Source organism: uncultured Pontibacter sp. (assembly GCF_947499215.1).
Taxonomy (GTDB): Bacteria; Bacteroidota; Bacteroidia; order Cytophagales; family Hymenobacteraceae; genus Pontibacter.
Map to the genome: position 1 here is coordinate 148,733 of NZ_CANMNI010000004.1, position 18,798 is coordinate 167,530.

The window sequence follows — 18,798 nt, forward strand, 5'->3', positions numbered from 1 at the left end:
GGCGGCCTCCGCTGGCTTTTCGTTTAAGGCGATCGGCTTGGCGGAAGTTTTTAATTATTAGGTAATTACTAAGATTTTAGGTTTGCTATACCCACTGTAAGCCAAACCGCTGCAAAGATAGCTAAAATAGAACAGGTATGTATAGCGAGCTTTTAAAACGGAAGCGGGGAGCCTTTATTTCTAAAGACTCCCCACTCAAGGTACAGCTATACCTGCCTGCTAAAACTCATGCAGGCGCTGCGCAATATTCCAGCGGAGTGCCACAGAGGTGAAGACCGTGTTCTTGTCAAAAGTATTTACCTCAGAATCGGTGCGACGGATAATGCCTTTCAGGTCCACAAAGAGATTATGTTTGAACTGGTAGGTAGCCGTCAGGTCCAAGTGAAGCTGGTTGGTAGTGATACCCTGTGCAATCTCATGGCCGTAGTTGTACGGTCTTAAGTTATAGTCCAAGTTCACGTTATTACCCCAGTTGATGGTGTCGCCTTCTGCGGTGATTTCATCTTGGCCGAACCTAGTAGCAATTGCTTTAGCTACTAGGTTGAGGCGTGGCAACGGCTGGTAGCGGACTATGCCTACAAACTCATATAGGTTGGCTCCCATCGGGTGTGCGAGCGGCTGACGATTGTGCTGGTAGTTGGAACTACCATCGCGGTGCTGGTACATGTATGGCCGGATAATATTCACCTCGCCTTGTAAGTCTAGGTTCGGAAGACCGAATACATCCACGTATTTAGCACCTATCTGGCCAGCCTGCTTGTTTGCCCACCAGCCATCACGGGCCTTCACCTCGTTTAGCACAAACTCGTCGAGCACCAGCTGGCCGTACAGCTGGGCCGTATTGAACAGGTTCCAGCGGAAATCAAGTCCGAGCATCGCGTTGTCTTGGCTGCCTAAGTTGTGTTCTACGCTGCGGTAGAAAATGATGGGGTTGAGGTATTGCAGCTCAAACCTGCCTTTTTCGCGGCCAAAAATAATTTGTTCAAACAAACCGATGTTGAAATTGTCGGTTACGTTCAAGCCCAAGCGGTGCAGGGCCATGTACTTTTTAGGCAATAGCCGGTCGCCGCCGCCACGTCGGCGGTAGTCGGCAGTCAGCTCTTGGAACAAATTCATGTAGTGCAGGCGCCATACACGAGTGTTCAGTTTCAGGAAGAAAGCTGGCGGGGCGTAGTCTGAGTACACCAAAGAGCGGTAGCCATCTCCAATGAAGTGACGGTCATGCCCCAATTGTATCTCCACATGTTTTGACAGGGCGTAGTTCATGTAACCACGGGCAGTCAGGAAGTCGTAACCGTCTGTTTTAAACCTTTTCCAGAGGCCCTCATGCGGCACCACGCCATCGCGTTGAATCTGGTCTACTACATAATCCGCAAAGCGGGCTTGGTTTTCCCCGACGAAGGTGTAGAAGCCGAAGCGATCATCTATGCTGCCCTCAACCTGTACACCCCGTGTGTTCACGTAGCGGTAACTGTCGCTTTGATTGTCGTGCCCCAGCTCCAAATGCAGCACCGGATTTACACGTACCGTAAAATCCTCCGATTCATAATGGAATAAGTCGGTCTTGTTACGGTACAGGGCATTGAAAATCGGGCGCTCACTGATGTTTTCGCTTTCCTGTGTAGTATAGTTCCAGTTGTCGTTGAGCAGGTAGTTGATATTGAACATATCCGCATTAGAGCGTGGCTCTCCGCTGGCGGCTTCGGCTAGGGCGGCTACATCGCGACGGCCGATCGGGCGAACCGCTGTGTGCAGTTGCGGGACCTTAGTGCCCAGTTTAATTTGGTAGCGGTCGATCAGGTGATAGGTGTCGCGGTCGAAAGGTACGTACACGTCCTGCGCCTGCAGCGAAGGTATAGCCAGCAGGCAGAGCGCCATAGCGGCGAGTATATTTCTCATAGTACTTATTTAAGAGGCTACAATATTAAGAAAAACACATGATATTGTAGGAATATAACCTCAAGGATTAGGTATAGCCCTTGCCTTGTACAGGTATAGCTAAGCTTGGGTTTAACGATTTTAGCGGACGAAGATTGCCGAAAGCCCGAAAGGCCGTATCTTTAGCACATCCTAAACCGCCTGAACTATGCAAAACGATAGCCTGCACATACTCACGGAGCGACCTTCGCTAGCCAACCACTTTGTAGCCGAACTGCGCGACGTTTCCGTGCAACACGACAGCCTGCGCTTCCGCCGCAATTTGGAAAGGTTGGGTGAGTTGCTGGCTTACGAAATCTCCAAAACGCTTCCTTACGAGACCCGCGACATCGTAACGCCGCTGGCCACAACACAAACCCAATTGTTGACGGCACAGCCGGTTTTGGCCACTATTCTACGTGCCGGACTGCCGATGTACAACGGTATGCTCAACTATTTCGACAAGGCCTACAGTACCTTTGTGGGCGCCTACCGCGTGGAAGAGCAGAACACCGAGCTCCAAATCAATATGGAGTACTTGGCCTCCACTGACCTGCACGACAAAATCCTGATCTTGGCTGACCCGATGCTGGCCACGGGCCGCTCGCTAGTGAAGTCTTACAAAGGCATGCTGCGCCACGGGAAACCAATACAAGTGCACATTGCGGCGGCCATTGCATCCCCTGAAGGTGTGGCCTATGTGCAGCGGGAAATCCCGGAAGCGCACATCTGGCTTGGTGCCATGGACGAGCGCCTCAACGAAAACTTCTACATCGTGCCCGGTTTGGGTGATGCGGGCGATTTAGCCTTTGGCCCAAAGGTATAGCTTGCCTTTTGAGTATGATCAGGCCATACGCTTTATCCGACAAACAGGACCTTATCAATATCCTGCGACTGAACACACCAGCTTACTTTGCACCGGAAGAGGAGGAGGAGTTTGTTGATTACATAGATAATAAGCGTGAAGATTATTTCGTGATAGAAGAGGCTGGCCGAATCGTTGGTGCTGGCGGACTCAATTATTTCGACAATAACACATGGGCTCGCATCTCTTGGGACCTCGTGCATCCCGATTTTCAGGGGCAGGGGATAGGCAAGGAGCTGACCCTTTTTCGGATCGGCGAAATCAAGAATAAGGGTACAATACGATTAATACAAGTGCGGACAAGTCAGGTAGTATACCTATTTTACCAAAGACTCGGTTTTGAGCTGGAGAAAACAGAGAAAGATTACTGGGCGCCGGGTTTTGACTTGTACCAGCTGAAAATGGAGATGAACAAAGCGGAGTGATAGAAGAGCTTCTCAAATATGTGTCGGTATACCTGATCAGCACGGTGAAATTCATTGGTGGTCCGCTGGCAGGTATGTCGCTAGGGCTGTCCTACCTCGAAACCGTGTTCCTAACGATTGCCGGCATGATGACAAGCGTTTTCGTGTTTTCTATTCTGGGGCGCGCTGCCTCCAGATGGTACTCCCAATACCGGCACAAGCGCAAAAAGCCGGTGTTTAGTCGCAAGAGCCGCCGCATAATCCGGATTTGGCGCAACTTTGGCGTTGTCGGTGTCGCTTTCTTCACTCCACTTTTTCTCACCCCCGTTTTTGGAACCATTGTGGCCGCCGTGTTTGGCGTGCCTCGCAAACAGATTTTTGTACACATGCTGTGGAGTGCCATCATGTGGAGTTTCATCCTGACGTTTATGGTATACCGTTTTCAGGAAGCGGCACTGGAGTACTTGTAAAGCAAAACACCCTGCCAAACCTGACAGGGTGTTTCCATATTATCGCTTCTTCTTTTTTGTCTTTTGCCAGAACGATGCTTTCGGGTCGCGCTTGCTCTCTGGACGCTTTTTAGGTATAGCTTTCTTTTCATGAAAGGCGCCTTTAAAGTCCGGGTTTTCGCTGCGCTTCTGGTGGTCGATGTCGCGGGCAATGGCCTGTTGCTCCTCAAAAGTGATATCGTGAATCTTTACTTCTGGAGGCATCTCCAGTTCCGGAATCTGTATGCGGATGAGTTTCTCGATCTTGCGGATGTGGTACATCTCCGCAGGGTTGGCAAAGGTGATGGCCGCCCCAACTTGCTCCGCACGGCCTGTACGGCCAATACGGTGGACGTAGTCTTCATACACAAACGGCACATCGAAGTTAATCACATGGCTCACCATCGTCACGTCGATGCCTCTGGAGGCTACGTCGGTGGCTACCAGAAAGCGAACTTCGCCTCCCTTAAAAGCCTCCATGGAATTGATGCGTGTGTTCTGCCCTTTGTTGCCGTGGATGGCACGCACCTCGCCGTACTCGCGCCGCTCTAAGAATTTGGCTACGTTCTCGGCGTTTTTCTTGCTGCGGGTAAAGATGATCACGCGGTTGAATGTCTCTTTATCGCGAATAATATGCTCCAGCATCGCGATCTTGGTGCGCAGGTTCGGCACTTGGTATAGCACTTGGCTCACCGTCTCAACCGGCGTAGCCTGCGGTGTGATTTCGATGCGGGTCGGGAACTCCAAGAACTCCTCGGACAGCTCGACCACTTTCGGGTGCATGGTGGCTGAGAAGAGCAGGTTCTGGCGCTTGCGCGGCAATACCTCCAACAGCTGACGGATCTGCGGCATGAAGCCCATGTCCATCATCTTGTCAGCCTCGTCTAGCACCAACGTTTTGGTTTCCTTTAGTATAAGCTCGCCTTTCAGGTATAGCTCCATGAGGCGCTTCGGTGTGGCAACCAGTATGTCGATGCCTTTGTTGATGATCTCGATCTGGGTTTTCGGTCCCAGTCCGCCATAGATAACGGTATGGCGCAGGTCGGTATACTTGGCCAGTAGCGTGATGTTCTCTTCGATCTGCATGGCCAGTTCGCGGGTAGGGGCAAGTATGATGGCGCGCGGGTTGATGCCCTGCGCATACTTCACCTTCATCAGGATAGGCAGCAGAAAAGCAGCGGTCTTGCCAGTGCCGGTCTGGGCGATGCCCATCACGTCGTGGCCACCTATTATAATAGGTATAGCTTTGAGCTGGATCGGCGTCGGCTTTTCGTAGCCAGCCTCCTCAATGGCGTTAAGCAGCTGTCGGTTCAGCTTAAAATCCTCGAATGTGCTTATTTCTTTCTCCGCTTCTTCTGCCATGGTGTTTCTAATCGTGTTGATATGCAAAGGTACGTGAAATTTGTGGGAGGGGGATAAATAGTGTATTTTGTATGCAGGACAATCCTGCATTGTTATCAAAGAAAGCTATATGATTATTGTTAAAGAAATTCGCCCCGCTAAAACGGGTTCTGACTGGGATGTAATTATATTTTCTAATAAGGAGGATAAATATGTTAAGTCAGCAACTGAAGCTTGGGGGTATATCTATGAGCCTAAAACGGCAGTCTTTCCAGCTAAGAAGTCTGTTCATAAATTTGAAATTGGTAATGTTTTTGATGAGAAAGAGATAATTACAAAGTCAAGTGAGTATCCATTTTGGGAGGGGCAAAGGTATATAGGTAGAGGGGTTTATTATAAAAATTTTATTGAAGACATAATAAAGCCAAGAGAGCTAGCTGTTGAGTTAATTAAAGGTTTTAATGATATACTTGGATTACATAATATCAAGTATCTGTATTTCAAATCTAAAGTTACTATAAGTGGCTTTTTACCTAAGGTAGAGCCATTGATTCAACCTTTAGAAATTCTGCAGCTTGACTACAAAGTAATTGTTCCTGATTATATTTTGCCAGATCAATGCGAGGGTAAACAAAAGCGTACTACTTATGTAGAAAATGTATGCTTGATTTTGGGATATAAAGTGAAACCGTCCCTGATGCATTTATTAACTTATTTAGGCGATAAGGTATTTGAGAATAATAGCCTTCAAGTGATAATAAGTTATGCTACATATGATTATAGTGATTATGGTCGTGTAAGTGCAGGGCAATCTGATAATTGCTACTTTGGTATAAACCTGTACTCGTCTGGTGATTACACAAATTTATCTGCTCCTATAAGCGCGAAAGAGTTTTTAGATTTAGATTTCACGAAACTCACTTCTGCTCAAATCTTAGAACTATTTCCTAACATCTATCCTTGCGATAGTGGGTATATAGAATATTTTCCTGAGGACAATTATAGGGATTATTCTAGCATTAACAGAGAGAACTATGAAGCAAATAGAGATGCATTTGATGCATTAACAGACGGTCAATATGGTGACTATGATAGTTCTAATGATTACTAAGGTATCAACCCTGCCATGCAACCATCTCACCCCCATTAGGGTCTTTCAGGTATAGACCTTTACCTTAATATGATACTTCTGATGATTAAGAACATATTTCTGTCCGGTATAGCCCTTGTGGCCATGAGCTTACTAACGTCCTGCCAAAAAGAAATGGCTGATAACTCTCCCAACACCCGCCCGCTAACGGCGCAGGAAGAAAAGACAGTGGCGAGCTCTAACGATTTTGCTTTCCGGTCTTTTGCACAATTGAGCGAAACAGAAGGGCCGAAGAACGTTTTTATTTCTCCCCTAAGCATCAGCATGTCGCTGGGTATGGCCTATAACGGGGCCGATGGCGAAACCAAAGAGGCCATGCGCCAAGCACTGGGCTTTACCCTGCCTTCCGATGAGGAGATCAATAAATCTTTTAAAGATCTGGACGTACTGTTGAAAGGTATAGACAGGAAAGTGGTGTTCACTTCGGCCAACTCTCTCTGGCATAGCAAGGAATATAAGTTGCAAGCACCCTTTATTAAAACGAACCAGACTTACTTCGACGCGACTGTGCAGGGACTCGATTTTTCATCGCCTGCAGCCAAAGACCAGATAAACAACTGGGTGAAGAGTAAAACCAATGGCAAGATCGAGAAGATCGTGGACGAGGTTCGTCGCGAGCACATTCTGTTCCTGATCAACGCCATTTACTTTAAAGGCACTTGGACCTATCCTTTCGATAAGACGCTAACCAAACCGGAGCCCTTCTATCTGGAAAATGGCAACACTATCACACCTGCCTTCATGACAATGAAAGACGGCGAGTACCTGCACTACCAAGATGACCAAGTGCAGCTAATCGACCTGCCGTACGGGAATGAACAGTACAGCATGACAATTCTGGTGCCCGGCCGGGATCGTAGGGTGCAGGATGTGGCGCAGGAACTGAGCGCGAACCGATTAGCAACCTTGCTGGAAGACGCTAACAAAACAACTTATGAGCTACACATGCCGAAGTTCAAGCTTGAGTACAGCAAAGAACTTAACGACATGCTGAAGCAGTTGGGAATGGGAATTGCGTTCGGTAATCAGGCTGACTTCAGTCGCATGGTAGAGGGACAGGCTAACCTAGCCATCTCCGAGGTGAAGCACAAGAGTTTTGTGGAAGTGAATGAAGAAGGTACTGAAGCGGCAGCGGCTACCTCCACAGGTATAATGGTGACATCTCTGCCTCCTTCTGTTCGCATCGATCGTCCCTTCGTTTTCATGATCCGCGAGAAATCCTCCAACGCCATTCTGTTCATCGGTAAGCTGATGCAGCCAGAATAGCGGCAGGTATAGCTTTTGCCGTCAAAGCATAGCAATCAAGGCGCTTTTGTGCAGGAATCTACGCTAATGTGTGTTAACTTTGTTGAGCACATATCTTAGCAGCATGAAATCTATCCTGATAAAGAACGCACAGCTTGTAAACGAAGGAAGCATAACCACCGCCGATGTGCTGGTAAAAGACGGCCGCATCGCACAGATCGGGCAAGGTATAGAAGCCGAAGCCGACCAGACGATCGATGCTACTGGCCTGCACCTGATACCCGGTGCCATCGATGATCAAGTACATTTCCGCGAGCCGGGGCTGACGCACAAGGCAAACATTGAGACAGAGGCGAGAGCAGCTGTTGCGGGTGGTACGACTTCGTTTATGGAGATGCCCAATACGGTGCCAAACGCCACAACGCAGGAGTTGCTGGAAGATAAGTATAAGATCGCAGCTGAAACGTCGCTGGCGAACTACTCCTTTTACATGGGTGCCACCAACGACAACCTTGCTGAGGTGTTGCTTACCAACCCGAATACGGTTTGTGGGATCAAGATTTTCATGGGCTCTTCCACGGGGAACATGCTCGTGGACAATGAGCAAACGCTGGAGCAGATCTTCTCCAAAGCCAAGTTGCCTATTGCCGTGCATTGCGAAGATGAGCAGACCATCCGCGACAACATGGCCATCTATGAGGAGAAGTACGGCGAAGATATACCGGTGAAGTGCCACCCCGAGATTCGCAACGAAGCGGCTTGTTTCAAGTCGTCCTACTTAGCTGTGAAGCTGGCCGAGAAGCATAATACCCGCCTGCACATCCTGCACATCTCCACAGAAGAAGAACTGAAGCTGTTCCGCAACGACATTCCGTTGGCGCAGAAGCGCATCACCGCTGAGGTATGCGTGCACCACCTCTGGTTCGACAAAGAAGACTACGACAAGTTCGGCACCCAGATCAAGTGCAACCCAGCCGTGAAAGAGCACCGCCACAAAGAAGGCTTGCTGCAAGGCTTGCTCGAAGATAAGCTCGATGTGATTGCCACCGACCACGCCCCGCACACTTGGGAAGAGAAGCAGGGCAAATACAAGCAGGCACCAAGTGGTGTGCCACTAGTGCAGCACTCGGTGCAGATGATGCTGGAGTTTGTGAAGCAGGGTAAACTGCCAATTGAAAAAATGGTGGAGAAAATGGCGCATGCGCCGGCCATCCTTTTCAATGTGCGTGATCGCGGCTACATCCGCGAAGGCTACTGGGCTGATCTTGTGCTGGTGGACCTTAACAAGCCCTACACTGTTACCAAAGAAAACACTTATTATAAGTGCAACTGGTCTCCGTTCGAAGGTCATACGTTCAGTAGCACCATTACCCATACCTTGGTATCCGGTCACCTTGCCTTTGCCAACGGTAAGTTTGACGAAAGCAAAAAAGGAGAGCGTCTGTTGTTTGACAGATAAGTGCTAAGTTTGATCGGGTAGGTATGGAAAGCATCATGTCGCTGCAATATGGTTTCGTAAAAGGATCGAGAGAGGTGCTTTTAAAATACTGTGAAACCATTTCAGTAGCAGATTTCCGTGCCGAAAACAGCTCGTTTGGGAGAGGAAGTATCCGCAATCTGTTGGTGCACATTGCCAATACATATGAGTTCTGGATCGGACAGCAGGCACTTCAGAAGGAGATGGTTTTTACTTCCTATGAGTCTGTGAGCAACGTGGAAGAAACCCGGCAACTGTTTAACGAGATAGATAAGTTAGTAGAGGAGTTTGTGACGAGCTTTAGTCGCAGTTCCCTGACTAATCTGACAGTCATTATTAACGATACAAGTACCAAAGCCAACCCACTCAAACTGTTCACGCATGTGATCACACACGAGTACCACCACAAAGGGCAAGTGTTATCGATGAGCCGACATTTGGGCTATACCCCGATTGATACAGATATCATGCGATAAACGTATAGAAGCAACAAAAACAGACACTATGGAATTAGAGCGATTCAAAGAGCTGCATACCCGCTTCTTTGGGAAGGAACTGTCGGAAGAAGAGCTGCAGTCTGAAGACTATGAAGCTTACAGCGATGCCATACATGGAGATGAAGCATGTTACAATTGGGCTACTCTAGAAAAACTGAAGAACAAAGGCTTCGACTACCAAAACTACTGTTGCCTGATGATGGCCGACAAAGTATACGAGAGCCTAGATGAGGAAGGAGAGATCAGGTATGACGACCCAGAAGTGATCATCAACAAGTGGGACGAAGGGTTCTATGGTATACCGGTGCATAATGGCGGAGCCACGATGGTGGTCATCAACTATTGCCCTTGGTGTGGCTCGGAGCTGAGTAAGTAGGAGCTAGGCCTTGCGAGTGCTGAATTGTAAGTCTAAAAGACACAGCGAGATACGATTTTTATCTAAAAAAATGCGTCCTGCGTATTGTAAATAAGAAAACGACACGTATATTTGCATTCTCTAAACGAGACACGGTGGTTGTAGCTCAGTTGGTTAGAGCACCAGATTGTGATTCTGGGGGTCGTGGGTTCGAGACCCATCTTCCACCCGAAGCCCTTGAAGCAAACCTTCAAGGGCTTTTTTGTTTATATTGCATGAGCATCTATTCACTCATTCAAAAATCACTCATTCAAAATTAAAAATATGAGCTTAGTAGTAGTAGGTTCGATGGCGTTTGACGCGCTGGAAACTCCCTTCGGAAAAACAGACAAGATCGTTGGCGGTGCCGCCACTTATATTTCGCTTTCAGCTTCTTATTTTGTGAAGCCCGTGAATGTGGTGTCGGTTGTGGGTGGCGATTTCGATCAGGATCACATCAGCCTGATGCACAATCGTAACATTAGCACTGAAGGGGTGCAGGTAAAGGAAAACGAAAAGTCTTTCTTCTGGTCTGGCCGCTACTTCAACGACATGAACAGCCGCGAAACGCTTGTAACCGAGCTGAACGTACTGGGCGATTTTGATCCGATCATTCCGGAAGCTTACCAAAACTGCGAGTACCTGATGCTGGGCAATCTGGCGCCACAGGTGCAGCGCACGGTGCTGGAGCGCCTCACCAATCGCCCGAAACTGATCGTGATGGACACCATGAACTTCTGGATGGATATTGCCATGGAGGAGCTTCAGAAAACAATCGGTATGGTGGACGTGCTGTCGATCAACGACGAGGAAGCACGCCAGCTGAGCGGTGAGTACTCGCTCGTGAAGGCTGCCCGCAAGATCATGGCGATGGGGCCGAAATTCCTGATCATCAAGAAAGGAGAGCATGGTGCCCTGTTGTTCCACGACGACAAAGTATTCTTCGCGCCGGCCCTGCCGCTGGAAGAAGTGTTCGATCCAACCGGAGCCGGCGATACGTTCGCAGGTGGCTTCATCGGTTATATCGCCGCGACAGGCGACACTAGTTTCGAGAATATGAAGCGTGCGATCATCCACGGTTCGGCAATGGCTTCGTTCTGCGTAGAAAAATTTGGTACTGAAAGACTGAAGAGTTTAGGGCAGCAGGAGATTGACAACCGCGTACAGCAGTTTGTGAGTCTGGTGGCTTTTGATACGGTATTGTCTTAAATATAAGCTATTTATATGTTTTGAAAAGGGAGGCTTTGGCTTCCCTTTTTCGTTTTCTGGCAGGTATAGCACGTAAGCTGAATTGCATTAAAATGTAACAAAGTAGGGGAGGAATAGGTAAAACTAAGTTATACGATTACCTAAATTTGAAAACGATGAGCTTAAAAAACGAAAATAAAAAAACGCAGGACGAATTGAAAAAAAATAACCCAAGAGGAGAAGATCCTAAGAAGCCAATGGGTAATATTGAAAACAATCCGAACAGAAATGCGTTAAACGCAGACGATACAAAAGTGCAGAATCCGAACCGCAACCTAGCAAAGGGCGGTAACAATACGCCTTACGACAAGAAGTAGTTTTAAGGCAATCAAACCTAACTTGGCGAAAGGTGCTAACAACACCCCTTACAATAAGTAAGCGCGTCAAGAATACAAAATAAGACTATGAAATAATGAGAGGAAGGCCCACGGGCTTTCCTTTTTTTATGCGCTTTTTTGAACAGGTATAGCGCTAGGCTCAAGTTTGATCTTTATTTTTAGCCTCCCTCAAGAGAAGCAACGCATGCAACAACACGACATCTGTATATTAGGCGCCGGACCGGGTGGCGCTTCCGCAGCCCTGCACTTGGCCAACAAAGGCATCCCCTGTGTGCTCATCGACAAGGCTGTTTTCCCAAGAGACAAGGTATGCGGCGATGCGTTGAGCGGCAAAGTGGTGAGTGAACTCAAGCGGATTTCCATGCACCTGCCCGCGATGCTGAGTGAGCAGGAAGCCCAGCTTCCGTCATGGGGGATTCATTTCATCTCACCAGCTGGGCATAAGCTGAGTGTGCCTTTCAAATACAATTACGACCCCGCACAGGATATTCCTTCCGGCTACATTTCCAAACGGGTCGACTTCGACAACTTTCTGATTGAGCAGGTAAGGCAACGGCCCGAAATCACGTTGGTGGAAGGTATAGATATTGCCAAAATCGAAAGAATAGATCAGGGGTTTTCGCTTACAGATAAAAGCGGCGAGCATCAGTTTAGCACACAATTGCTGATCGCCGCCAATGGGGCGCACTCTTCTTTTGCCCGTCAGACGGCAGGTATAAAGCAGGAGCCAGCGCACTACTGCGCCGGTCTTCGGGCTTATTACAAAAATGTGGCGGGATTGGACAAGGACAATTTCATCGAGCTGCACTTTCTCAAAGATTTCCTGCCGGGCTATTTCTGGATCTTCCCGCTGCCGGGCGGCTATGCCAATGTGGGTGTGGGTATGTTGAGCGAGACAGTGAGCCAGAAGAAAGTGAAACTGAAAAAGGAAATGCTCCGCATGATACAAGAGCATCCTGAATTCAGAGAGCGTTTCAGTGGTGCGGAGCTTATCGGTGATATCAAAGGGTATGGCCTGCCGCTAGGCTCCAAAAAGCGTTTGGTCTCAGGCGATAACTTCATGCTGGTGGGCGACGCAGCTTCGCTCATCGACCCATTCACGGGCGAAGGCATCAGCAATGCCATGATCAGTGGCCGCTGGGCTGCCACACAGGCTGAGCTGTGCCTGCAGCAGGAGAATTTCTCGGCTGAGTTTATGCAGGGCTACGACAAAGCGGTGTATAACCGCCTTTGGAAAGAGCTCAAGCTGAGTCGCCGCATGCAGCGCCTATTGGATTACCCATGGCTTTTCAACCAAGTGGCCAGCAAAGCTTCCAAAAACAAAGCCCTCGCCGAGACTATCTCCTGTATGTTCACCGACCTTGACTTGCGCGAGCGACTCAAGCAACCGTCCTTCTATCTCAAGCTTCTTTTCAACTAAAACTTCTGTTTCAGCCAAAGCTTGAAGTTCTGTTTCTCGGCGTCTGTCGCATCCGGTCTTTTGGCAATGCTATACTTGGTGTAGTAAGTTTGCTGACTCGGTCGCAACTGCACCTGCCGCAATTGCTTATTCCGGAACAGTGTCAACTCTATACCTTGGCTAAGGTCTATGTCTGCCAGCAGAGGCTGTATGTTTTGTTCGATTTTGCGTCCGTTTACTGCGATCAATTCATCTTCTACACGTAGGGTTGTGCTAGCCGGTGACTCTGGTGCGATAGCTGTTACTTTGGTGGTTTGCGCATCAGCAACTGTTTTAAAACCAAAGAGCCTTTCGGTAAGCATGGCATTTTCTTCTGCCTTTAGAGTGCAGCCCACAAAGTGCAGCTCTTCATCTAAGGCATCCTCAATCGGAGCGGTACCATTGATATACCTTTCAAAATAACCCTTAAACTCTTCCCCACCGATACGCAGCACCAGTTGCTCGTAATCTTGTTCGGTGTACCCGATGCCTTTCTTGCCAAACTCCTCCCATAGCAATCGCATCACAGTATCGAGGTTTTCTCGGTTGTCGGTAGCTCGACGTAGTTGCAGGTCTAAAAGCAAAGCCGTCAATGCGCCTTTGATGTAAATAGATACTTTGCGATCAGGTATACCCGGTTTGTAGCCGTCCAGCCACAGGTCGAAGGACGAGTCGGCCACGGACATGTGTTGGCGGCTGTGGTCGTCGAAGTAGCGCTGCAGCGTCGTGTTGAGTTCGTCGAAGTATTGTGGCGCTGTAAACACACCAGAGCGGGCCAGCATGTAGTCGCCGTAGTAGGTCGTTATACCTTCTGCCACATAGCCCGTCCTAAAGTAATTCTCTCCGGTAAAGTCATAGGGCAGCATCTCTTTGGGGCGGATTTGCTTGACGTTCCACGTGTGGAAAAGCTCATGCGAACTCACACCTAAAAACTCCTTGTACAAAGCAGGCGTCATCAGCAACTCGCCCGGGCCAAGCGTGATAACGGTTGAGTTAACATGCTCCACGCCATGGTAGAAGCGGTAGGGGAGGATCTCGTTCAGGTAGTGGTAATCCGCCACCGGGAAGTCACCGAACACGGCTAGTTGCTCTTTTGTAAAAGCCTCAAAGTCTTCTTTAATCCGCTCCCAGTCCGGCCGGCAATCACCTTGTATCCAGATGTGGAATGGTATATTGGCTACAGTATAAGTCTCTTTCTTAAGTGAAGCGCTGGCAATGAGCGGGCTATCCACCAATTGGTCGTAGTTCTCAGCTTGCAAGGTGTGGCGCTCTGTTTCGGGCAGGCCACAGGCAATTTGCCAGTTGTCAGGTATAGCCAGTTGCAATTGCTGCGGCTCGAGTTCGCGTCCTTCTACAGCCATCAGGCAGTTGATGCCGTTCAAATATAGCTGTTCTTCGTCGAGCCACGAGCCGCCCCCGTCCATCTGTCGGGCATAAAAGCTATAGCGTACTTCCAACTTATCAGCACCACCTGCCTGCACTAACCAGCGGTCTTTGGTTACCTTCTGCACAGGTATAGCCTGCCCATTGGCGCTGGCCGTAACACCGCGCAACTTCTGGGCGAAATGCTGCAGTTCATACCGGCCCGGTCGCCAAGCGGGTAGCTGCAGGTATAGCTCCTGTTCTTTGTTTTCAGGTATGATGATCGTGATATCGAGGAAGTGCGTGAGCGGATTGTTGAAGGAGATTTGGTGCTTTATCATGCTAAGAGTACTTAAAATGCAGGTATAAAGATAGGGTAAAAGCCGAGGAAGGAGCTCATTTGATGCCGACAGGTATGGCTTAGTTCGTGCACAATCGCCAGACTGTGAAAGAATTGGCCTTCTTTTGCCATGTTTTTTCAAATATTATAGAAGATGGATTGCTATTTAAGAAAAGCTTCCCTAATTTTGCAGGCCATAATAAAATAACCATTGGCAGACGATGAAAAGAACATTCCAGCCTTCGCAGAGAAAAAGAAGAAACAAGCACGGTTTCAGATCTAGAATGGAAACCGCTAACGGTAGAAGAGTACTTGCTAGCAGAAGAGCTAAAGGCAGAAAGAAACTTTCTGTTTCTGACGAAAGAAAACACAAGGCTTAATTTTCGGTTGCGCTTTGCTCAATCCGGAGCCGCTCTATTGTTGAATGGACCCCGTGAATGAACGATAAAGCACAGCAACCGAATACCTATACATTTTCGAAAGAAGAACGCTTGTGCAGTAAGCGCCTTATCACGCTACTGTTTAGCAAGGGTTCTTCTTTTAATTTGTATCCGCTCAGGTTTGTATATCACACACCCGAAGCACCTCTTTCCGAAAGTACGCAGTTGGTCATTTCCGTCTCGAAGCGCAATTATAAGCGAGCTGTAGACCGGAACCGCCTGAAGCGCCAGATACGTGAGGCTTACCGCCTTAACAAGCACATTCTTACCCAAAATCAAGGGCAGGCACCCCGCCTCCTTGCCATTATTTACATCGGCAAGGAAAAAAAATCCTTTGATACAATCCAAAAAAAACTAATTTCCGGTTTGGAACGTTGTTTGACTAGATAGTCTTACCCCGCCCCTAAACCCGGAATATTATGTACAAGAAGTCTATAGCCGGCCTCCTCATTGGCTGCCTTGCGCTGACCCTCTTCTCTTTTAAGACAGAGTCTGAGCGCTATTTCGAAATTGCCAAAAACCTCGACGTTTTTGCCACGCTTTTCAAAGAAGTAAATACCTATTATGTAGATGAAGTGCCTCCTGCCAAATTGGTGCGCACAGGTATAGATGCGATGCTCAAGTCGCTCGATCCTTATACCAACTACATTCCCGAAGACGATATTGAAGATTTCCGCACCATGACCACTGGTCAGTATGGGGGTATAGGGGCGCTCATCGGCAGCCGCGACAACAAAATTGTGGTGCAAATGCCTTATGAGAACTCACCCGCCCACAAAGCCGGGATTGTGATCGGGGACGAGATACTGAAGATCGACGGAATCAACGTATCCAGTAAGACTACTTCTGAAGTGAGCAAACTCCTCAAAGGGCAGGCCAACTCCACAGTAAAATTGGAAGTGAAAAGCTACGGCCAGACCAAGCCAAGAACGGTGGAACTGACCCGTGCTAACATCATGGTGGATAACGTGCCTTATTATGGCATGCTCGATAATGAAATTGGTTACTTCCAGCTTTCGGGTTTCACAGTGGATGCTTCTAAGGAAGTAAGAACCGCCGTGCAGAAACTGAAAGAGCAGGGTGCTAAGAAGATTATCTTCGACTTGCGCGACAATCCGGGCGGTTTGCTGCACGAGGCCGTGAACATCTCGAACCTGTTTGTAGACAAGGGCCGTGACATCGTAAGCACCAAGGGTAAGGTAAAAGAGTGGAACAAAACCTACAAGGCGCTCGACGAACCGCTAGACAAGGAAATTCCGCTGGTTATCTTGACGAGTTCTCGCAGTGCTTCGGCCTCTGAAATTGTGGCCGGTGTGATGCAGGATTACGACAGAGCTGTGCTGGTAGGGGAGCGCACTTTCGGCAAAGGCTTGGTGCAGGCGACACGTCCGCTGTCTTACAACTCACAACTGAAAGTAACAACCGCTAAATATTATATCCCGAGTGGCCGCAGTATTCAGGCCATCGATTACAAGCACCGCAACGAAGACGGCAGCCCTGGCAAAATTCCAGATTCGCTGAAGGTGGCTCATAAAACAGCCGGCGGACGCATTGTGTACGATGGTGCTGGTGTGAGCCCGGATGTGGAAGTAGAGCGGCATACTTATTCTGAGATTGTGAAGACGATTGCCTCGAAAGGCTATTTTTTCGAGTATGCTAACAAGTACAGAGCGGAAAACCCGTCTATACCTTCAGCCAAGGAGTTTAAGCTAACAGATGCCGACTACCAGAAGTTCGTCGCTTTCCTTGATAACAAAGACGTGAACTACACGACCAAGGTAGAGCGTGAACTGGAAGATTTGACCGAGCAGGCCAAAGACGGCAAGCATTTAGATGATATTAAAGCTGAACTCGACGCTATCAAGAAGAAAGTTTCGCACAACAAGTCAAAAGACTTAATGCGTTTCCGATCTGAGATACAGGAGATGCTCGAAGCCGAGATTGCTTCCCGCTATTATCTGCAGAAAGGCTATATCGAGTCCTCTTTCGACGACGATCCGGATATTCTAATGGCTAAGCGTGTATTGAGTGATTCGCAACAGTACGCTTCATACCTGAAAACGAAGTAAGCATACTATATTATAAGAGGAGGGTGATGCCGGTTTGGTGTCACCCTCTTCCATTTTAGTATCGACACCTGAAGCCGGAATTTGATTCTTCTTTTTCGTGCTGTACTTTTGCATTGTAATTATTAAATAGAAAGGCATGCCATTATTGCTCGCACTCGAGACCTCAGCTACCGTTTGTTCCGTCGCTCTATATAAAGGAGCCGTTTTGCTGGGAGCTTCCGAGCTTCAAATAGAAAAGTCTCACTCATCACACATTACCGTGATGATCTCGCAATTGCTCGAAAACTGCGGAGTGGAGCTGAAGCAACTGAACGCGGTGGCGGTGTCAGGAGGTCCGGGTTCATATACCGGTTTGCGCATCGGCAGCTCAACGGCCAAAGGACTTTGCTATTCGCTGGATATTCCTTTGTTGGAGGTAAGCACATTGTATGGGCTGGCGCTGCAGGCGATTCAGGCAGTTCCTAACCCGGAGAGATACTTGTTTTGCCCGATGGTGGATGCCCGCCGGATGGAGGTCTATACCTGTTTGCTCAATTCTAACTTGGAAGAACAGCTGCCAATCGAGCCTGTCGTCTTGGATGAACAGACACTGGAGGCGCAACTTGAGTCACAGCCGATCGTGTTTTTTGGAAACGGAGCGGCAAAATTCAAAAGCTTGAAAACCGGTCATACCAATGCGCTGTTCATCGACAGCATACAGCCATCCGCAAAACCCATTGGTCAACTGGCTTTGGCAAAGTATGAGCAGCAAGCTTTCGAAGACATAGCCTATTATGAACCCTTCTACCTGAAGGATGTTTATATTACGAGCCCTAGTAAGAACATAGTAAAATAAGTCTACCCATGTCAGATATAATAAATAAAGTAGCACAAAGCGCACTGGTGACGCTGAACTTAGAAGAGTTGCTTCATCCGGGAGAGCGTGTGGTGTATGATATAAAGGAAAACCTGTTTCAGGGACTGATCCTTCGTGAAAAGGATTTCAGAGCTTTTGTGAAAGAACATGACTGGTCAGCGTATGCCGGGAAGAACGTTGCCATTATTTGCTCCGTGGATGCCATCGTGCCAACATGGGCTTATATGCTATTGGCTACAAAGCTGCAGGCACACGCCAACTATTATGTATTTGGTGATTTGGAAGCATTGGAACAAGCCCTGATGCAGGAAGCGATTGCCAAAGTAGATCCGGAAGAATACAGAGATGGGAAAGTTGTAATCAAAGGCTGCGGCAGTATACCTGTGCCCACTTATGCCTATGTAGAAATCATGCGAAAGCTTTTACCAGTGGTAAGTAGCCTGATGTATGGCGAGCCATGCAGTACAGTACCCTTGTATAAAAGACCGAAAACAGCATAGCTTAATTTTAAATCAGACTGAGATTGCAAAGCCCTTTCCGAAAAGAAAGGGCTTTTGAGTTGAGAAAGCCAAAGCATAAGGTATAGGCTTCTATTCAATACAAGTATCAGAAGAAAATAAACTATTCAAGAAAAAAGTAGAATAGTATGGAACTTCTGGAAGAGAAAATACTGTTAAACACTAGCGCAGCAAGAACTGAGGCGCAGCAGCGTAGGGATTTTCCACAGATAGCGAAAGCATATCTCCTTATGAGGTTAACAGCAACACAACCTTTTTAGAGTAAATAAGAGCTCTGAAAACAAACAGACTATTAGCAATGCAGGTTAAAACGACCTGTATTGTTAGGAGACGACAAAAACCCGCAAGAAAGTTTAAAAGTATTCGCCGTGCCGGTCAGGCACTTAGGCGGAACCGCCCGGGGGAGAGGGC

Annotated in this window: 19 protein-coding genes and 1 tRNA gene; 17 read left to right on the top strand and 3 right to left on the bottom strand. The window is 48.1% G+C overall.

Annotated elements, in window-relative coordinates; translation table 11 throughout:
• Positions 1-219 precede the first annotated feature (219 nt).
• A complete protein-coding gene (locus Q1A04_RS18655; protein WP_299709217.1) occupies positions 220-1,899 on the bottom strand; it encodes a hypothetical protein in 1,680 nt (559 codons plus the stop codon).
• A 187-nt stretch (positions 1,900-2,086) separates the two neighbouring features.
• On the opposite strand from Q1A04_RS18655, the gene upp reads away from it, so the two are divergent.
• Genes upp through Q1A04_RS18670 form a run of 3 tightly spaced genes read left to right on the top strand, consistent with a single transcriptional unit; the run spans position 2,087 to position 3,656 of the window.
• Positions 2,087-2,743 (top strand): uracil phosphoribosyltransferase, encoded by a 657-nt coding sequence (gene upp, locus Q1A04_RS18660; RefSeq protein ID WP_299709219.1) that lies wholly within the window; start codon positions 2,087-2,089, stop codon positions 2,741-2,743.
• A gap of 14 nt (positions 2,744-2,757) precedes the next feature.
• Positions 2,758-3,207, top strand: coding sequence for a GNAT family N-acetyltransferase (locus Q1A04_RS18665; RefSeq protein WP_299709222.1), 450 nt, complete (start codon positions 2,758-2,760; stop codon positions 3,205-3,207).
• Positions 3,204-3,656, top strand: coding sequence for a small multi-drug export protein (locus Q1A04_RS18670; RefSeq protein WP_299709227.1), 453 nt, complete (start codon positions 3,204-3,206; stop codon positions 3,654-3,656). Before Q1A04_RS18665 ends, Q1A04_RS18670 begins: the two co-directional genes overlap by 4 nt.
• 39 nt (positions 3,657-3,695) lie before the next feature.
• On the opposite strand, the gene Q1A04_RS18675 is transcribed toward Q1A04_RS18670, so the two are convergent.
• Positions 3,696-5,036, bottom strand: a complete 1,341-nt coding sequence (locus Q1A04_RS18675; RefSeq protein WP_299709230.1) for a DEAD/DEAH box helicase — start codon at positions 5,034-5,036, stop codon at positions 3,696-3,698.
• Positions 5,037-5,145: 109 nt separating this feature from the next.
• Between Q1A04_RS18675 and Q1A04_RS18680 the strand changes: the two genes are divergently transcribed.
• The 9 genes from Q1A04_RS18680 (at position 5,146) to Q1A04_RS18720 (ending at position 12,784) form a co-directional block, all read left to right on the top strand.
• Positions 5,146-6,126 (top strand): hypothetical protein, encoded by a 981-nt coding sequence (locus tag Q1A04_RS18680; protein ID WP_299709233.1) that lies wholly within the window; start codon positions 5,146-5,148, stop codon positions 6,124-6,126.
• Between the two features lie 81 nt (positions 6,127-6,207).
• Positions 6,208-7,431, top strand: a complete 1,224-nt coding sequence (locus tag Q1A04_RS18685; protein WP_299709236.1) for a serpin family protein — start codon at positions 6,208-6,210, stop codon at positions 7,429-7,431.
• A gap of 103 nt (positions 7,432-7,534) precedes the next feature.
• A complete protein-coding gene (locus Q1A04_RS18690; RefSeq protein WP_299709239.1) occupies positions 7,535-8,869 on the top strand; it encodes a dihydroorotase in 1,335 nt (444 codons plus the stop codon).
• A 23-nt stretch (positions 8,870-8,892) separates the two neighbouring features.
• Positions 8,893-9,363, top strand: a complete 471-nt coding sequence (locus tag Q1A04_RS18695) for a DinB family protein (RefSeq protein ID WP_299709242.1) — start codon at positions 8,893-8,895, stop codon at positions 9,361-9,363.
• A gap of 28 nt (positions 9,364-9,391) precedes the next feature.
• Entirely contained in the window at positions 9,392-9,760 is a 369-nt protein-coding gene (locus tag Q1A04_RS18700) for a hypothetical protein (RefSeq protein WP_299709245.1), read from the top strand.
• A gap of 133 nt (positions 9,761-9,893) precedes the next feature.
• A tRNA-His gene (locus tag Q1A04_RS18705) sits at positions 9,894-9,969 on the top strand.
• A 94-nt stretch (positions 9,970-10,063) separates the two neighbouring features.
• Positions 10,064-10,987, top strand: coding sequence for a PfkB family carbohydrate kinase (locus Q1A04_RS18710; protein ID WP_299709248.1), 924 nt, complete (start codon positions 10,064-10,066; stop codon positions 10,985-10,987).
• 155 nt (positions 10,988-11,142) lie between these two features.
• The gene (locus Q1A04_RS18715) at positions 11,143-11,343 is read left to right on the top strand and encodes a hypothetical protein (RefSeq protein WP_299709251.1); all 201 of its coding nucleotides are present in this window, start codon (positions 11,143-11,145) and stop codon (positions 11,341-11,343) included.
• A gap of 205 nt (positions 11,344-11,548) precedes the next feature.
• Positions 11,549-12,784 carry an NAD(P)/FAD-dependent oxidoreductase gene (locus tag Q1A04_RS18720; RefSeq protein WP_299709253.1) on the top strand — a complete coding sequence of 412 codons (1,236 nt, stop codon included), beginning with the start codon at positions 11,549-11,551 and terminating at the stop codon, positions 12,782-12,784.
• On the opposite strand, the gene Q1A04_RS18725 is transcribed toward Q1A04_RS18720, so the two are convergent.
• Positions 12,781-14,505 (bottom strand): M61 family peptidase, encoded by a 1,725-nt coding sequence (locus Q1A04_RS18725; RefSeq protein WP_299709256.1) that lies wholly within the window; start codon positions 14,503-14,505, stop codon positions 12,781-12,783. The two genes, Q1A04_RS18720 and Q1A04_RS18725, sit on opposite strands and share 4 nt — an antisense overlap.
• A 220-nt stretch (positions 14,506-14,725) precedes the next feature.
• Here Q1A04_RS18725 and rpmH point away from each other — a divergent pair, with 220 nt between their 5' ends.
• The 5 genes from rpmH (at position 14,726) to Q1A04_RS18750 (ending at position 18,369) form a co-directional block, all read left to right on the top strand.
• Positions 14,726-14,884: a 50S ribosomal protein L34 gene (gene rpmH / locus Q1A04_RS18730; RefSeq protein ID WP_299709257.1), complete on the top strand. Its 159-nt coding sequence runs from the start codon at positions 14,726-14,728 to the stop codon at positions 14,882-14,884.
• 57 nt (positions 14,885-14,941) lie between these two features.
• Entirely contained in the window at positions 14,942-15,334 is a 393-nt protein-coding gene (gene rnpA / locus Q1A04_RS18735) for a ribonuclease P protein component (protein ID WP_299709260.1), read from the top strand.
• Between the two features lie 29 nt (positions 15,335-15,363).
• Entirely contained in the window at positions 15,364-17,013 is a 1,650-nt protein-coding gene (locus Q1A04_RS18740; protein ID WP_299709262.1) for a S41 family peptidase, read from the top strand.
• Between the two features lie 136 nt (positions 17,014-17,149).
• On the top strand, positions 17,150-17,848 hold the full coding sequence (gene tsaB / locus Q1A04_RS18745; protein WP_299709264.1) for a tRNA (adenosine(37)-N6)-threonylcarbamoyltransferase complex dimerization subunit type 1 TsaB: 699 nt from the start codon (positions 17,150-17,152) through the stop codon (positions 17,846-17,848).
• 8 nt (positions 17,849-17,856) lie between these two features.
• Positions 17,857-18,369, top strand: coding sequence for a DUF2480 family protein (locus Q1A04_RS18750; RefSeq protein WP_299709266.1), 513 nt, complete (start codon positions 17,857-17,859; stop codon positions 18,367-18,369).
• The last annotated feature ends 429 nt before the right edge of the window (positions 18,370-18,798 follow it).

Coding starts and splice junctions, on each gene's coding strand:
- tsaB (WP_299709264.1), top strand. CDS start 17,150: ATGCCATTATTGCTCGCACTCGAGACCTCAGCTACCGTTTGTTCCGTC.
- Q1A04_RS18710 (WP_299709248.1), top strand. CDS start 10,064: ATGAGCTTAGTAGTAGTAGGTTCGATGGCGTTTGACGCGCTGGAAACT.
- Q1A04_RS18675 (WP_299709230.1), bottom strand. CDS start 5,036: ATGGCAGAAGAAGCGGAGAAAGAAATAAGCACATTCGAGGATTTTAAG.
- Q1A04_RS18655 (WP_299709217.1), bottom strand. CDS start 1,899: ATGAGAAATATACTCGCCGCTATGGCGCTCTGCCTGCTGGCTATACCT.
- Q1A04_RS18720 (WP_299709253.1), top strand. CDS start 11,549: ATGCAACAACACGACATCTGTATATTAGGCGCCGGACCGGGTGGCGCT.
- Q1A04_RS18750 (WP_299709266.1), top strand. CDS start 17,857: ATGTCAGATATAATAAATAAAGTAGCACAAAGCGCACTGGTGACGCTG.
- Q1A04_RS18680 (WP_299709233.1), top strand. CDS start 5,146: ATGATTATTGTTAAAGAAATTCGCCCCGCTAAAACGGGTTCTGACTGG.
- Q1A04_RS18725 (WP_299709256.1), bottom strand. CDS start 14,505: ATGATAAAGCACCAAATCTCCTTCAACAATCCGCTCACGCACTTCCTC.
- Q1A04_RS18665 (WP_299709222.1), top strand. CDS start 2,758: ATGATCAGGCCATACGCTTTATCCGACAAACAGGACCTTATCAATATC.
- rpmH (WP_299709257.1), top strand. CDS start 14,726: ATGAAAAGAACATTCCAGCCTTCGCAGAGAAAAAGAAGAAACAAGCAC.
- Q1A04_RS18695 (WP_299709242.1), top strand. CDS start 8,893: ATGGAAAGCATCATGTCGCTGCAATATGGTTTCGTAAAAGGATCGAGA.
- Q1A04_RS18685 (WP_299709236.1), top strand. CDS start 6,208: ATGATTAAGAACATATTTCTGTCCGGTATAGCCCTTGTGGCCATGAGC.
- Q1A04_RS18700 (WP_299709245.1), top strand. CDS start 9,392: ATGGAATTAGAGCGATTCAAAGAGCTGCATACCCGCTTCTTTGGGAAG.
- rnpA (WP_299709260.1), top strand. CDS start 14,942: ATGAACGATAAAGCACAGCAACCGAATACCTATACATTTTCGAAAGAA.
- upp (WP_299709219.1), top strand. CDS start 2,087: ATGCAAAACGATAGCCTGCACATACTCACGGAGCGACCTTCGCTAGCC.
- Q1A04_RS18715 (WP_299709251.1), top strand. CDS start 11,143: ATGAGCTTAAAAAACGAAAATAAAAAAACGCAGGACGAATTGAAAAAA.
- Q1A04_RS18740 (WP_299709262.1), top strand. CDS start 15,364: ATGTACAAGAAGTCTATAGCCGGCCTCCTCATTGGCTGCCTTGCGCTG.
- Q1A04_RS18690 (WP_299709239.1), top strand. CDS start 7,535: ATGAAATCTATCCTGATAAAGAACGCACAGCTTGTAAACGAAGGAAGC.